This is a genomic window from Janthinobacterium rivuli (assembly GCF_009208735.1).
GTDB lineage: Bacteria > Pseudomonadota > Gammaproteobacteria > Burkholderiales > Burkholderiaceae_D > Janthinobacterium.
Genome location: NZ_WFLJ01000005.1, coordinates 73,676 through 87,723, shown reverse-complemented (window position 1 = coordinate 87,723; position 14,048 = coordinate 73,676). Strand labels below are relative to the sequence as shown.

The 14,048-nt window shown below is 64.1% G+C and carries 14 protein-coding genes; 10 read left to right on the top strand and 4 right to left on the bottom strand.

Annotated features, from left to right (window positions below; translation table 11 throughout):
• Positions 1–795 (bottom strand): SDR family NAD(P)-dependent oxidoreductase, encoded by a 795-nt coding sequence (locus tag GCN78_RS07980; RefSeq protein WP_152251233.1) that lies wholly within the window; start codon positions 793–795, stop codon positions 1–3.
• Positions 796–984: 189 nt separating this feature from the next.
• On the opposite strand from GCN78_RS07980, the gene GCN78_RS07975 reads away from it, so the two are divergent.
• The 7 genes from GCN78_RS07975 to GCN78_RS07945 all read left to right on the top strand — a co-directional run bounded on the left by GCN78_RS07975 (position 985) and on the right by GCN78_RS07945 (position 5,923).
• Positions 985–1,377: a MerR family transcriptional regulator gene (locus tag GCN78_RS07975; RefSeq protein WP_152251232.1), complete on the top strand. Its 393-nt coding sequence runs from the start codon at positions 985–987 to the stop codon at positions 1,375–1,377.
• Between the two features lie 3 nt (positions 1,378–1,380).
• Complete coding sequence (locus GCN78_RS07970) at positions 1,381–2,031, top strand: SMI1/KNR4 family protein (protein WP_152251231.1); 651 nt, start codon at positions 1,381–1,383, stop codon at positions 2,029–2,031.
• 99 nt (positions 2,032–2,130) lie between these two features.
• The gene (locus GCN78_RS07965; RefSeq protein WP_152251230.1) at positions 2,131–2,682 is read left to right on the top strand and encodes a DUF4142 domain-containing protein; all 552 of its coding nucleotides are present in this window, start codon (positions 2,131–2,133) and stop codon (positions 2,680–2,682) included.
• Between the two features lie 101 nt (positions 2,683–2,783).
• Positions 2,784–3,164: a hypothetical protein gene (locus tag GCN78_RS07960; protein WP_152251229.1), complete on the top strand. Its 381-nt coding sequence runs from the start codon at positions 2,784–2,786 to the stop codon at positions 3,162–3,164.
• Positions 3,165–3,177: 13 nt separating this feature from the next.
• Positions 3,178–3,603, top strand: a complete 426-nt coding sequence (locus tag GCN78_RS07955) for a hypothetical protein (protein ID WP_152251228.1) — start codon at positions 3,178–3,180, stop codon at positions 3,601–3,603.
• A 240-nt stretch (positions 3,604–3,843) separates the two neighbouring features.
• Entirely contained in the window at positions 3,844–4,311 is a 468-nt protein-coding gene (locus tag GCN78_RS07950; RefSeq protein WP_152251227.1) for a cache domain-containing protein, read from the top strand.
• Between the two features lie 61 nt (positions 4,312–4,372).
• Positions 4,373–5,923 carry a methyl-accepting chemotaxis protein gene (locus GCN78_RS07945; RefSeq protein ID WP_226939523.1) on the top strand — a complete coding sequence of 517 codons (1,551 nt, stop codon included), beginning with the start codon at positions 4,373–4,375 and terminating at the stop codon, positions 5,921–5,923.
• Here GCN78_RS07945 and GCN78_RS07940 read toward each other — a convergent pair.
• Both GCN78_RS07940 and cadR read right to left on the bottom strand, forming a co-directional pair.
• Positions 5,920–6,999 carry a hypothetical protein gene (locus GCN78_RS07940; protein WP_152251226.1) on the bottom strand — a complete coding sequence of 360 codons (1,080 nt, stop codon included), beginning with the start codon at positions 6,997–6,999 and terminating at the stop codon, positions 5,920–5,922. The genes GCN78_RS07945 and GCN78_RS07940 overlap by 4 nt on opposite strands.
• A 12-nt stretch (positions 7,000–7,011) precedes the next feature.
• Positions 7,012–7,443: a Cd(II)/Pb(II)-responsive transcriptional regulator gene (gene cadR, locus GCN78_RS07935; RefSeq protein WP_099387768.1), complete on the bottom strand. Its 432-nt coding sequence runs from the start codon at positions 7,441–7,443 to the stop codon at positions 7,012–7,014.
• A gap of 99 nt (positions 7,444–7,542) precedes the next feature.
• On the opposite strand from cadR, the gene GCN78_RS07930 reads away from it, so the two are divergent.
• The 3 genes from GCN78_RS07930 (at position 7,543) to GCN78_RS07920 (ending at position 12,432) form a co-directional block, all read left to right on the top strand.
• Positions 7,543–9,825 (top strand): heavy metal translocating P-type ATPase, encoded by a 2,283-nt coding sequence (locus tag GCN78_RS07930; RefSeq protein WP_152251225.1) that lies wholly within the window; start codon positions 7,543–7,545, stop codon positions 9,823–9,825.
• Positions 9,826–9,910: 85 nt separating this feature from the next.
• On the top strand, positions 9,911–11,350 hold the full coding sequence (locus tag GCN78_RS07925) for an alpha/beta hydrolase (protein WP_152251224.1): 1,440 nt from the start codon (positions 9,911–9,913) through the stop codon (positions 11,348–11,350).
• Between the two features lie 29 nt (positions 11,351–11,379).
• A complete protein-coding gene (locus GCN78_RS07920; RefSeq protein ID WP_152251223.1) occupies positions 11,380–12,432 on the top strand; it encodes an alpha/beta fold hydrolase in 1,053 nt (350 codons plus the stop codon).
• Positions 12,433–12,436: 4 nt separating this feature from the next.
• Here the strand turns inward: GCN78_RS07920 and GCN78_RS07915 are convergent, their stop codons facing one another.
• Positions 12,437–13,930: an MFS transporter gene (locus tag GCN78_RS07915; RefSeq protein ID WP_152251222.1), complete on the bottom strand. Its 1,494-nt coding sequence runs from the start codon at positions 13,928–13,930 to the stop codon at positions 12,437–12,439.
• Positions 13,931–14,048 lie beyond the last annotated feature (118 nt).

Sequence of the window (14,048 nt, the reverse complement as noted above, 5' to 3'; positions counted from 1 at the left end):
CTACGCCGTTTTCGGCTTGAGCATGCCCTCGACGATGCCCAGCACGGTCTGGCGCGGCAGCAAACGTGGCAGCCAGGCCAGCAGGCGGTTGGGCCTGCCCGCCACGTGGCTGCTGCGGCCCTGGTCCAGCGCGCGCAAGCCTTCATCGACGACGTCTTGCGGCGCCATGCGCTTGCCCACGGCCGCCTCGGGCGCGGCCACCACGTCAAAGAAGGCCGTTTCCGTCGCGCCCGGGCACAGGGCCAGCACGCGCACGCCGCGGCTGCGGTTTTCCGCCCACAGCGCTTCCGAGAACGACAGCACGAACGCCTTGCTGGCGCCGTAAATCGCCATGTAGGGATCGGGCTGCAGGGCGGCCGTGGACGCCACGTTGATGATGGCGCCCCGCCCCTGCGCCAGCATGTGGGGCAGGACGCAGTGCGTGAGTTCCATGAGGGCCGTGCAATTGACGGTCACTTCGGCCGCCTGGCGCGCCAGGTTGATGCTCTCGAACCTGCCATGCGTGGCGAAGCCCGCGTTATTGATCAGCACATCGGGCGGCATGCCCAGGGCGCAGGCCTGCGCGTGGGCTTGCGCGGCCGCGCCGGGCAGGCTCAGGTCGGCCACCAGCGCGTGGGCGCGGATGCCGTGGCGCTGGGAAAGTTCCCTGGCCAGGCTGTCGAGCACGGCGCCGGAGCGGGCCAGCAACAGCAAATGGGCGCCGCGCGCGGCCAGGGTTTCCGCAAAGACGCGGCCGATGCCGGACGAGGCGCCCGTGATCAGCACGGTCTGGTTGGTGTAATTGAAAGCGGTCATGGCAGTGGTGTGGAGTAGATGAGGTTTTCACTGTAAACTGTAGACTTTAGTCCACGGTCAAGCGTGGAACGCAAAAAACTGCGCATGGCTGCGTTGCATTGGCTTGCCGTACTAACGTACTGTCTGCGCCAATACGCCTTGCCCTGCACATTTTTCGCGTTCCACAAATTAGTAGAAAGTCAAAAAACTATGCGCATCGGAGAAATCACCCGCCTGACGGGCGTCAGCAAGGACACAGTGCGTTTCTACGAGCGCCAGGGCTTGCTGGATGAGGCACCGCAGCCGGGCATGACGAATAACTACAAGGAATATTCGGCGCAGGCGCTGCGGCGCATCGAGCTGATCGGCCACGCCAAGGCGCTGGGATTTACCTTGAAGGAAATCGCCGAAGTCATTGCCGTCTGGCAGGAAAATGCGCTCGACGCGGCCACCAAGCGGGTCATGCTGGAAACGAAAATTGCCCAGATCGACGACAAGGCCCGCTCGATGGCCGTGCTGCGCGCCGGCCTCGTCGATGCGCTGGCCAAGGTGGAGACGGGCTGCGAGGACGGTGTGGCGGTCGCAAGAAAACTACAAGGATAATCAATGACTTATTACACGCAATACCGCCACCTGGCGCTCGAGGGCGCCAAGCCTGCCCCCACGGCGCAGCAGATCGCCGCCATCGAAGCCTTGCTGGAAGCGCCCTTGCCGCCCGCCTTCCTGGCCTTCCTGCAAGTGGCCAACGGCGCCTGGTTTGATTACACCTGCGATGTACCGGATGGCAATGGCGGCGTGGAAAAAATGGGCTTCAATACTTTTTTCAGCGCTGACGAGGGCGATTTCTGCGATGAAACGCTGGTCGGAGAAATCCGTGCGGCGCGCCAGCATACGGACATGCCGGTGCGCATCCTGCCGTTCGCCCGCGATGGCGGCAATTCCATGGTCTACCTGGATTTGACGGAGGAAGGCGGCGGCCGCGTGCTGGCCTACGTGCAGGAGTTGCCGGATTGGACGGGCAAGCGCGCCCACGGCCTGATGGAGCTGGCCCCCTCGTTCGACGCCTGGCTGGACAGCTTGTATATCGACCGCGACACGGTGCTCGATGAACTCGAACACAGCGTGTCCGAACCGTCCCACCTGGACGCGATGGCGCAGTGGCTCGATATCGGCATGCCCGCCTGGCGCCGCGATGCCGGCATCACGGCCTTGTTTGCGCTGAAACAAGTGGAACTGTGCGCTAACGAACAGGACTAGTCCTACGGGAATCGTCGTACGCGTCCTATGGGTGTGCGCAGGCTGCGGGCTTAACATTGCCATCAGCTTGTAGAAAAAACCATACTGAAAGGAAATCCCATGCGTATCTCCACCACCAGTTCCCGTACCCCCTCCCTGAAGAGCGTGGCCATCGGCGCCGCCGTTGCGCTGTTGAGCGGCATCGCCATCAACAGCATCGCCGCTGCCGCGCCGGGCGCGTACGACAAGCAATTCCTCAGCAAGGCCGCCGACGCGGGCAGCACGGAAATCGCAGCCAGCAAACTGGCACAAAGCAAGAGCAGCCATCCCGAGGTGAAGAAATTCGCCGATGCCATGGTCACGGACCACGCGAAAGTGGCAGACGAGCTGAAACAGCTTGCCAGCAGCAAGCAGATCGAGGTCAGCGACCAGCCTGGCGCCCGGCACAAGGCGCAGATCGACAAGCTGAGCCGCCTGGATGGCCAGCAATTCGACAAGGAATACGCGGCCAGCATCGGCGTGGCCGCGCACAAGGACGCCGTGAAACTGTTTACAGACGCCAGCCAGAAGGCGAGCGATCCCGACATCAAGGCCTTTGCCACGAAAACCTTGCCAGCATTGCAACATCACCTGGAAATGGCGAACGCCCTGCAGGCGGCCTTGGCGAAGTAGACAGCAACGCAGGAAAATACTTGCCGTACGTGCTGTGCAGCAAGTATTTCCGCTCTTGACATACAATGCGGCAACTTCGTTTTCGGCCATGCCATGACCTCATGCAGCTACTCAAGAAAACCGGCCTGATCGCCGCCGCCTTCCTGTTCCTCATCCTGCTGGCAGGCTGGCTCTTCATCAAGGTGAGCGCGGCGCGCAATGCCACCGTGTATGCCCAGCAGTGGAACGACCAGGGCACGTGCGTGATCAAGACCTATGTGCCGCACTATGGCAACGGCGTGCCGCAGAATATCGTGCGCGCGCTGAGCACGTCCACCTTCTTCCGCGTGTATCACAAGGATGGCACTTTGTTGGAAAGCACGGAATGGGTGCTGGACATGCATGAAGACGGCATCCTCGACCACGCCCGCTGGGGCCAGAACCGCGCCATCTACCCGACCGACCTGGGTTATGAAGGCTGGACCTTGCCTGAATGCGCGTGAGCGGGAAGTGAGCATGCAACAAGGATTGCGCGGCCCGTGGAGCGACGCCCTCTACGTTCCCACCCTGCACCATTTCCTCGGTCCCTTTGACGTGTATGACCGCGAAGAAACCCTGGGCGTGGAACTGGACACCTGGGACATGAACGATCCTGTCCAGCGCGCGGCGCTGATACGGCGCGACATCACGTTGCAATACAAGGAACTCAGCTACCGCCACCGCCATGCGCTGGTGGCCGTGCTGGCGCAGGCCTTACAAGATCCCGCCTACGATTTCCAGGCCATCCTCGAACACGACCCCGAAAGCACCCACGCCCTGCCCTCTCGATGGGACGAAATGGACGACCCGCGCGCCTTCTTTGCCGATATCTACCGCCTGGTGCTGCAGGACTGGCGCGAGGACCTGGCGCGCGCGGCGGCGGAAGACCCGGCCAACTGGTAGCGCGGCGCACGCGCCACACTATCGACACGATAGGCTGCGGCCTCCTTTCTCCTATGAAGTATCCATTGCGGCAATGTGCACGCGCTGTTGCAAAAACGCCCGTCTGAAAAAATATCTGTTGCACCAGCGCATGCCCACTGGCATCGCGCTACCATGAGCCGTCGGCACTTCGAGAGGCGCCGCCTTACCGCGCCGGTTCCCCCGCCGGCTTCCCCCAGCCGCACTGTGAAGGAGATTCCCATGCCCAAGTTCGCCCCTGCCGTTTGCCTGTCGCTCATGCTTGCCGCCGCAGCGCTGCCCAGTGTGGCAAGCGCTGCCGAAGGAGGCGCCACGCGTGCCGACGCCGAAGCCATGGTCAAGAAAGGCGTGGCCTACATCAAGAGCGCCGGCGACGCCAAGGCGTATGGCGAGATCACGGCCAAGTCGCCGCAATTCATCCTGCACGACCTGTACCTGGTCGTCTATAAGCTCGACGGCACGGTCGCCGCGCATGGCGCCAACCCGAAAATGGTGGGCAAGAACTTGATCGACCTGAAAGATATCGACGGCAAGGCCTTCGTCAAGGAGCGCGTCGACCTGGCCAAGAGCAAGGGCACGTTCTGGCAGGAATACAAATTCACGAATCCGGAAACCAAGAAGATCGAGCCGAAGGTGATGTACTGCGAAAAGCTGGCCGAGACCGTCGTCTGCGGCGGCATCTACCTGTAGCCGGAAGCCGCACCGCCAGCACCGGCATGGCAAGCCGATCTCTTGACGATAGGGGCTGCATGTGAAAATCGCACAAAAGATGTTGATCGTCCCGGTGGTCGCGCTGGCTTGCCTGCTGGCCATGGGAGCCTTGTCCTATTTCGCCATGCAGCAGAACGAGCAGCGCATGCGCGAATTGAAAGACGTCACCCTGACGGCCGAGCGGCTTGCGAATCAGCAAGCCATCGCCCTGGGTCAGGTGCACGCCGACGTGTATGCGAAGATCGCCATCGCGGCCAGCCTGTCGGATGAGCAGTTCAAGCAGTTCGGTGCGCAGACGGACAGCCAGTTGAACGCCATCGCGCAAGGCTTGAAGCAGTTGCAGACATTCTCGGGCGCCGCCACGGAAGCGGGCCAGGCACTGCCCGGTGTCGAGCGCTACCGTGCCAGCCTGGCGCAGGCGCTGGACCTGGCCTCGATGGACCCGAATACGGGCGTGGCCGCGATGCAAAATGCCGCCACACATTACCAGCAAGTGCGCGGGCAGCTGCGCCAGGTGCTGCTCAATCTGGACCACCACACGGCCGATGCGCTGCAGGAAACAAAAAATGCGGGCCAGCGCGCCGGCTGGCTGTCGCTGGGCGCCATGGCCATCGGCTTTGCCTTGCTGGCCCTGATCGCCACGTGGGTGGCGCGCTCCGTCGTGCGCCCCATCGACGAGGCTTGCCGCGCCGCCGAATCGCTGGCCGCCGGCGACCTGACCACGCGCATCGAGGCGCAGGGCGACGACGAGGTGGGCAAGCTGTCGCGGGCGCTGGCCACCGTGCTGAAAAACTGGAACACGGTATTGGGCGACATACGCCAGGCGGGCTCCACCATCACGGTGGAAGCGAGTGAAATCGCGCTGGGCAACGCGGACTTGTCGGCCCGCACGGAGTCCCAAGCCCATTCCTTGCAGGAAACGGCAACGTCCATGCATGCCTTGACCGACACCGTGCGCGAAAACGCCAGTCACGCACACCAGGCGAACCAGATGGTGCTGTCGACCTCGAACGTGGCGCTGGAAGGCGGCCGCGTGGTGGGCCAGGTGGTCGAGACGATGGGCTCGATCAAGGCCAGTTCCGGGCGCATCGTCGACATCATCGCCGTCATCGACGGCATCGCCTTCCAGACCAATATCCTCGCCTTGAACGCGGCAGTGGAAGCGGCGCGCGCGGGCGAACAGGGGCGCGGCTTTGCCGTCGTCGCCACCGAGGTGCGGGGCCTGGCGCAGCGTTCTGCCACGGCGGCGCGCGAAATCAAGCAATTGATCGAGGATTCCGTGGCCAGGATAGAAACGGGCAGCGAGCTGGCCGACAGCGCCGGGCGCACCATGGGCGATATCGTCGCCTCCGTCCAGCAAGTGACGGAAATCATGAACGACATCACGGCGGCCAGCCAGCGTCAGAGCAAGGGCATCGAGGAAGTCAACAATGCCATCACGGAAATGGATGAATTGACCCAGCGCAATGCCGCTCTGGTCGAACAATCGGCCGCCGCCGCGCAAAGCATGCAGGACCAGGCGCATGACTTATTGCGCGTGGTGGACGCCTTCCGCCTGGGCGATGGCGGCCCGCCGTTGCTGCCGCGTTAGCGCCGGTGCGGCATGGCGGCCTGGGAACAGGCTTGCATGGCCTTGCCCGCCTCGACCAGCGTGGGGTCTGTTTCCCGCAGCAAGACATTGCCCATGCGGAATTGCTGATCGTAATCACCGAACATGGCGGAATACAGAAAAACCTGATCCTGCCTGCGCCAGGCGGCACTGTGGTTACCGCCTGGCGCGACGGGGATGGCGGCGCTGAAGTAACTATACAGGCCGCCAACCTTCTTCTTGTGCAGCCATTCCATCAATTGCACGATGCGGTACTGTTCCACCAGGCTCAGTTCGCTGACATTGGCGCTGGACAAGGCGTAGTACAGCTCCAGCCGGGCCATCCAGTTGCCCTTTGCGCCGGCCGCCACCAGCCCATCCCAGGCCGGACCGGTGCGCGCCTTGCGCACATCGGCCGGCGAACCCATCCAGGCCTCGACGGCGCCCTGGTCGGGCACGGGGCCGTAGTCACCGGGGGCGCGGCAGACGAACTGGCGCGCGTCGGGCCCGCCTTGCTTGACCTCGTCGGCGATGTGCCGCGTGATCTTGTCGCCGATGCCCAGCAGGCGCTTGCCATAGCCTTCCAGGGTCCAGCTCGACGGCAGCCGGCCCAGCCAGGCCAGCGCATCGTCGTTGGCCTGGGCTTGCACCGCATAGGCGGCGATCCGGGCCTGCATCTTGGCGTCCTTCTGCTGCTCCGCCAGCTTGAGCGCATCCTGCTCTTCGTCATAGCGGCTCGTGGTTTTTGCCAGTTGCATGCATTGCTGGAAGGCGTCAGGGGCGCCCAGCCAGCATTGCGCGGGGACCTTCAGCTGCCAGCGCATGCTGACGGTTTTCAGGATATAGTTTTCTTCGCCCTCCTCCACCTTGACATAGGCGCGGCCATCGGCCTTCGTCACGCCTTTCGTCAGTTGCTTGCCGCCCGCCGTGCTCCAGGTGTACGGGTCATCGTCCTGCGGCACGCCGGGCACGGCGTACAGGGTCAGGTAGTGGGCGGCGGCAGGCGCATCGGCGGCATGGGCCAGCGGCGACAGCAGGGATAAGGTGAGTAAAGTACTTCCAGGTATCAGTTTCAGCATGCAGCAATCGGTTCAATGGAGTTCGGTATGGCAGGCGCAGTCGTTGCCGCTGGCCGCCTCGGACAGGTTTTGCAGGATGGCGCAGTCTTGCGACGGCTGCGGCTGGTCGCACTGGTGGCGCAAGGTCACCAGCTGCTGCTGCAGGGTTTGCAAATTCGCCATCTGCTCGGCGATGCGCAAGATATGGTGGTCGAGCAGCTCATTGACGCTCTGGCAACCTTCGGCCGGGTTGTTCTTAAACTCCAGCAAGGCGCGGATATCCGTCAAGCCGATCTGCAGGGAACGGCAATGGCGGATGAATTGCAGCCGTTCCTGATGCTCTTCGCGGTACTCGCGGTAGCCGGCGCTGTTGCGGCCCGGTTCCTGTAGCAAGCCCGCCTTTTCATAGTAACGCACAGTTTCCACGTCACAATCTGTTCGTTTGGCCAGTTCTCCGATACGCATGGCATCCCCTTTTCATTCTTTCGTGCAAATTCCGCTTGACCCTGTAGCGGCTACAGGGTTTCTAATGGAAGCATACACGAAACCGGAAGGATGAATGCGATGCCGCACGATAGCCACGAGCACACTCACGAGCACAAGCATGACCATGCGCACACGCATGCGCAGGAAGCCAAGCCCAGCCATGGCGGCTGCTGTTCGCACAGCCACGCCGCCCCCGCCGGCAACACCGCGTCTGCCCTGCCCAGCGCCGCCATCGCCGGCGCGAACACGGCCAAATACCGTATCGCCAATATGGATTGCCCCACGGAAGAACGGCTGATCCGCAACAAGCTGGCCACGATGGCGGGTGTGGTGGGCCTCGATTTCAACCTGATGAACCGCGTACTCGACGTGCACCACACCCTGCCCTCGCTGGCCACGGTGGAAGCGGCGCTGCACGGCATCGGCATGCAGGCGATCCCCATGGAAGCGAACGCGGCAGTCGCGCGCGATCCGAACGAAGGCAGCCTGAGCAGCCTGCAAAAAGGCTTGCTGGTCGTCTCCGGCCTGGCCGCTGGAGGCGCCGAAGCGCTGGCCTGGACCACGCATGCCGACAGTTCGCCCCTCGTCATCGCCCTGGCCCTGCTGTCGATCGCCACAGGCGGCTGGCCGACCCTGAAAAAGGGCTGGATCGCCCTGAAAACGTTCACCCTGAACATCAACTTCCTGATGAGCCTGGCGGTGTTTGGCGCCATCGCCATCGGCCAGTGGCCGGAAGCGGCCATGGTCATCTTCCTGTTCGCGATTGCCGAACTGATCGAAGGCTTGTCCTTGAACCGTGCGCGCAACGCCGTGCACAGCCTGATGCAGCTGGCGCCCGACACGGCCACGGTAGTCGACGCCAGCGGCGCCTGGCAGCCGGTAAGCGTGGCCACGGTGGCTATCGGCGCGACCATGCGCGTCAAGCCGGGCGAGCGTATCGCCCTCGACGGCGTGGTGTCCAGCGGCACATCGTCCGTCAACCAGGCGCCGATCACCGGTGAAAGCATGCCGGTGGACAAGGCCGTGGGCGACGTCGTGTACGCGGGCACCATCAATGAACGGGGCTTGCTCGACGTCACCGTGACGGCCAACAGCGGCAACAGCACCCTGGCCAAGATCGTCAAGGTGATCGAGGAAACGCAAGGAAAACAGGCGCCCACGCAGCGCTTCGTCGACAATTTCGCCCGCTACTACACGCCGGCAGTCGTCGTGTTCGCCATTCTGGTGGCCGTGCTGCCGCCTTTGCTGCTGGGCCAGCCCTTCATGGCCTGGGTGTATAAGGCGCTGGTGATGCTGGTGATCGCCTGCCCGTGCGCGCTCGTCATTTCCACGCCCGTCACGGTCGTCAGCGGCCTGACGGCGGCCGCGCGCCGCGGCATTCTGGTGAAAGGCGGGCAATTCCTGGAAACGGGCTACCGCATCAAGGCCATCGCCGTCGACAAGACGGGCACTCTGACCATGGGCAAGCCGGCCGTCACGGACGTGGTGGCTCTGGAAGACAGCAGCCGCGACGCCATCCTGCAGCTGGCCGCCAGCCTGGACGCCAATTCCGCCCACCCGCTGGCCGCCGCCATCGTCAAGGCCGGTCCGCCCGCCAGCAGCCACTTGCCCGTCAGCCAGTTTGCCGCCCTGCATGGGCGCGGCGTGCAAGGCGATATCGCCGGCCAGACATACTACCTGGGCAATGCGCGCCTGATGTCGGAACTCAATGTGCTCACGCCGGAACTGCAGGCGACCCTGACCGGACTGGAACAGCTCGCCTATACGGCCATGGTGCTGGCGACCAACGCCGGCGCGCTGGGCGTGATCGCCGTGGCCGACGTGCTGCGCCCGACGGCGGCGTCCGCCATCGCCAGATTGAACGCGCTGGGCGTCACCACCGTGATGCTGACGGGAGACAATTTGCTGACGGCGCAGCGCATCGGCGCTGAAGTCGGTGTCAGCCTGGTCAAGGCGGAATTGCTGCCGGAAAACAAGCTCGATGAAATCAAGGCCTTGCAGCAGCAGTTCGGCGTGGTCGCCATGCTCGGTGACGGCGTCAACGACGCCCCGGCTCTGGCGCAGGCGGACATCGGCTTTGCCATGGGCGCGGCCGGCAGCGACACGGCCATCGAAACGGCGGACGTGGCCCTGATGGACGATGAGCTGGGCAAATTGCCCGAATTCATCAGCCTGAGCCAGCGCACGCGCAGCATCCTCGTGCAAAACATCAGCTTTGCCATCGGCATCAAGGCCGTGTTCTTCGGCCTGGCCCTGGCCGGCATGGCGACCCTGTGGATGGCCGTGTTCGCCGACGTGGGCGCCAGCCTGCTGGTGGTGGCCAACGGGCTGCGCTTGCTGCGCAACAGCAAGCAAGCATAGTCCCACTCAGAAATATTTCCATCTGGACAATTGCTGTAAAAAACGCTACTTTGGCGGCTGATCTCCACCTTCGCCAAAGTAGCCGATGACCGTTCTGCCCCGCCTGTCCCTGCTGGCCGCCTTGCTGGCTGCCACTTCCCTGCATGCCGAACCCCTGTTTTTCACGCCCTGCTCCGATACGGCCGCCCCGGGCAGCCTGTGTTCGGGCTTGAACGTGCCCGGCAGCTACGACGCCGAAGGCCGCGCCGTGGGCGACAGCGACGCCATGCACGTCTTCGTGCGCAAGTTTGCCGCCGATGTGCCTGCCGGCAAGCCCGCCAGGGGTACCTTGTGGCTGGTGGCGGGCGGCCCCGGAGAATCGGGCGCCTCGTTCTACAGCTTGCTGCCCACCCTGCGCCGCAGCTTTCCCGGCTTTGAATTCCTCATTCCCGACCACCGCGGCACGGGCCACTCGTCGCGCCTGTGCAAGGTGGAAGAGTCGGAACACAGTCCCGGCGGCCGCGCGCTGGCCGGTGCCGAATGGGGCAGCTGCTTTGCCGGCATCAATCTGCTGCCGGAATACGCGGCGCAGTTTTCCATCACCATGGCCGCGCGCGACTTGAAGTCGCTGATCGAGGGCGAACGGGGCAAGAACAAGCCACCCGTGTATGTGTATGGCGTGTCGTACGGCACGCAGCTGGTCTTGCGCACCTTGCAGCTGGGTCCGCTGCCCGTCAAGGGCGTCATCCTCGACTCGCTGGTGCCGCCGCAAACGGATGCGCGCTGGGACTTGAGCCAGCGCTCGCACGTGGTCAACCAGGTCGGCATGCAGGTGCTGGCCCGCTGCGATGCGGATGCCGCTTGCCATGCGGCACTGGGCGAGCCGGCCGCAACCTTGTACCGCCGCGTGCTGGACAAGGCGCAAGCCGATCCCGCGCTGCTGGCGAAGATCCCCGGCAAGAACCTGAAGCACTTCCTCGGCGGCATGCTCGACGTTCCCGCCGCCCGCGCCCGCATTCCCTATCTGCTGCAGGAGCTGGACCAGGGCAAGGATGGGGAACTGGCGTCCGTGCGCGCCACGTTGACGCAGGCGGCGGCCGGCCTGGGCAGCTATCCCCAGTCGCCGCTGTCGATACCGCTGGTCAACATCATCAGCAATTCGGAAAACAATCTGCAAGCGTCGCTGCGCCCGGACTGGAGCGCCGCCGACATCGACCGCGACGAGGCGGAGCTGCTGTTTACCAGTCCCCTGCCCCGCATCCTGCTGGGCGGCGGCTTGCCCACCTACCCGCGCGACGCCTATTTCGGCGCTTTGCCGGCGAAAGTGCCGCCCACTTTGGTGCTGCAGGGAACCTTGGACCCGAAAACGCCGTACGCGGGCGCGCAGGCGCAAGTGCAGGCTTTGACGCAGAGCAAGGCCGGCAAGGTGGCGCTGTCCACCGTGCACAACGCCCCGCATTTCATCCTGTGGACGGCGCCCGCCTGTTTTGAACAGGCCAGCACCCGCTTTATCGCCGGCAAACCGGCGCAGGATTGCACGCTGTAGTTCCCCCCTACTATATAGAAGAGGACAATATGCGCATCACAGGCCTGGCATTGCTGCTGTTATCTTGTTTCGGCGTGGCGCAGGCGGCGCCACCCGCCTCGCCGTCCATCTGCGCTTCGCCCGCACAGTCCGTCCGCGAACAGGGCTACGTGCCCATCAATGGCATCGAGCAATGGATCACGATCTCGGGCGCCACCTGCGGCAATCCCGTGATCCTGTTCATCCACGGCGGCCCCGGCAATGCGCTGAGTCCCTATGCGGACGCCATCTATGCCGGCTGGGAACGCCACTACACCCTGGTGCAGTGGGACCAGCGCGGCGCGGGCATGACGTATGGCAAACAGCGCCCAACGGAAGACGTGCCCTTGACAGTGGAACAGATGCGCGACGACGGCATCGCCGTGGCCCGCTATGTCGGCCAGCATCTGGGCCAGCGGAAAGTCATTCTGATGGGCAGTTCCTGGGGCTCGATCCTGGGCGTGCACATGGCCAAGGCGCAGCCAGAGCTGTTCCACGCGTATATCGGCACGGCGCAGGTGGTCAATGCGCGGGCCAACGAAACCGGCATGTACCGGGAAGTGCTTGCGCTGGCACAAGCGGCCGGCGATGCCGCCACGGTGGACAAGCTGACGGCGCTCGGCGCGCCTCCATGGACGGACCCGCGCAACTTCGGCATCCTGCGCCGCTTCGACCGCAAATATGAGGGATTGGCAACGGATGCGCCGCCCAGGCACTGGTGGCAGCCGGCGCCGTTCTACGCCACGCCGCAAGCGCTGGCCGATGCCGAGGCGGCCGATGACTACTCGTACATCCAGTTCATCGGCCTGCGCGGCGACGGCATGTTTGCCAAGGTCGACCTGCCTGCGCTGGGCCCGCGCTTCGACTTGCCCGTGTTTTTCATCATGGGCGAAGCGGACTTGCTGACCTCGCCCGCCATTGCGCGCACCTACTTCGACAGCATCACGGCGCCGACCAAGGAGTTTACCGTGGTGAAACGGGCCGGACACGCCCCCAACCAGGCCGTGCACGACGCCCAATGGACGGTCTTGCGCGACAAGGTGGCGCCGCTGCTGAAGCGCTGATCCATTAAACCGAGATCGCCCTGCGCGCCCGCAGATGCAGGTGGCGAATCGCCATGGCCGAGACCATCAAAATGCCGGAAGCTGTGGCCAGCACGACAATGAACGCCTTGTCGAAGGCCGAGCGGGCCAGTTCCGACACTTGCAGGCCCAGTTCGGCCGGCAACTGTTCTGCGGCCAGTAGCGCGGCGTCGAGGGTGTCGTGCGCATTCGGCAAGATGCCCGCGCTTTCCGGGATCACCAGGGTGGCGCTGTAGACGGCCGACATGATGGTGCCCAGCACCGTCACGCCGATCACGGCACCCAGCTCGTACGACACTTCCTCGATCGAGGCGGCCATGCCCGCTTGCTGCGGCGCCACGTTGAGCATCACGGCGCTGGACGCGGCCGTCATGACGGCGCCCAGGCCCAGGCCCAGGATCACCAGGCTGGCCACTTGGGCCGAGACGGCGGCGTCATGCAGCAGCAGATACGATGCCATGCCGATGCCGGACACCAGCAACGAACCCCACAGTACCTTGGCCTTGTCGGCGCGCGGCAGCATGAAACCCGTCAGCGGGCCCGCAAACACGGACGCCAGCGGCAGCGGCAACAGCAGCAGACCCGCTTCCAGCGGCGACAGTTCCCGCACCAGCTGCATGTGCTGGCTCAGCGCCAGTTCCATGCCGATCAGGGCGGCCGAAGCCACCATGGCGGCGGCCACGGCGCTGGAAAACGGCAGTTCGCGGAACAGGGCGAAGTCGATCAGCGGCCGGGCTTGGCGCTTCTGGCGACGCACGAACTTCAACATGAAGAAGGCGCCCACGGCGAAGGCCAGTGCGGCAATTTCATACGACGGCTGCGACTTGCCCAGCTCCTTGATCGCATACACGCCACCAAGCAGACCCATCATGATTTGCAGCGAGCCCTTCAGGTCCCACGGCTTGTCGCGGTTACCGGCCCGTTTCGGCAGGACAACGGCGGCCAGCACCAGGGTCAGCAGGACGATGGGCACGTTGATCAGGAAGACAGAACCCCACCAGTAATGTTCCATTAGGAAACCACCGAGCACGGGGCCGAACGCGGCGCCACCGGAGGCGATGGCCGCCCACACGCCGATGGCGAACGAGCGCTCGCGGTTGTCCGTAAAGGTCAGGCGGATGATGGACAAGGTGGCCGGCATCATCAAGGCGGCGCCGATGGCCAGCAGCACGCGGGCAAAGATCAGCCATTCCGGCGCGGGCGAAAACGCGGCGCACAGCGAGGCGATGCCGAACACGGCCAGGCCGGCGAGGAAGACGGGTTTGTGGCTCAAGCGGTCACCGAGGGTGCCGAGGCCGGGCAACAGACCGGAGACGACCAGCGCGTACACGTTGATGATCCACAGTTTTTGCGAGGAAGTGGCCTGCAAGTCGCGCGTCAGCGCGGGCAAGGCGGTGTAGAGCACGGTCATGTCGACCACGATCAGGAACAGGGCGCTGGAGACGATGGCCAGCGTCAGCCATTTTTTCATTGGATGCATAAACAACTCGTGTGATTTTAGTGTAACTTTTAACAACTATCGGTTTGAATGAATTTGGTGCTGCGCAAATATTTACGTTCCAGGCTGCCACGGGCCTGGGCTGGTCGGGGGCGGCGGG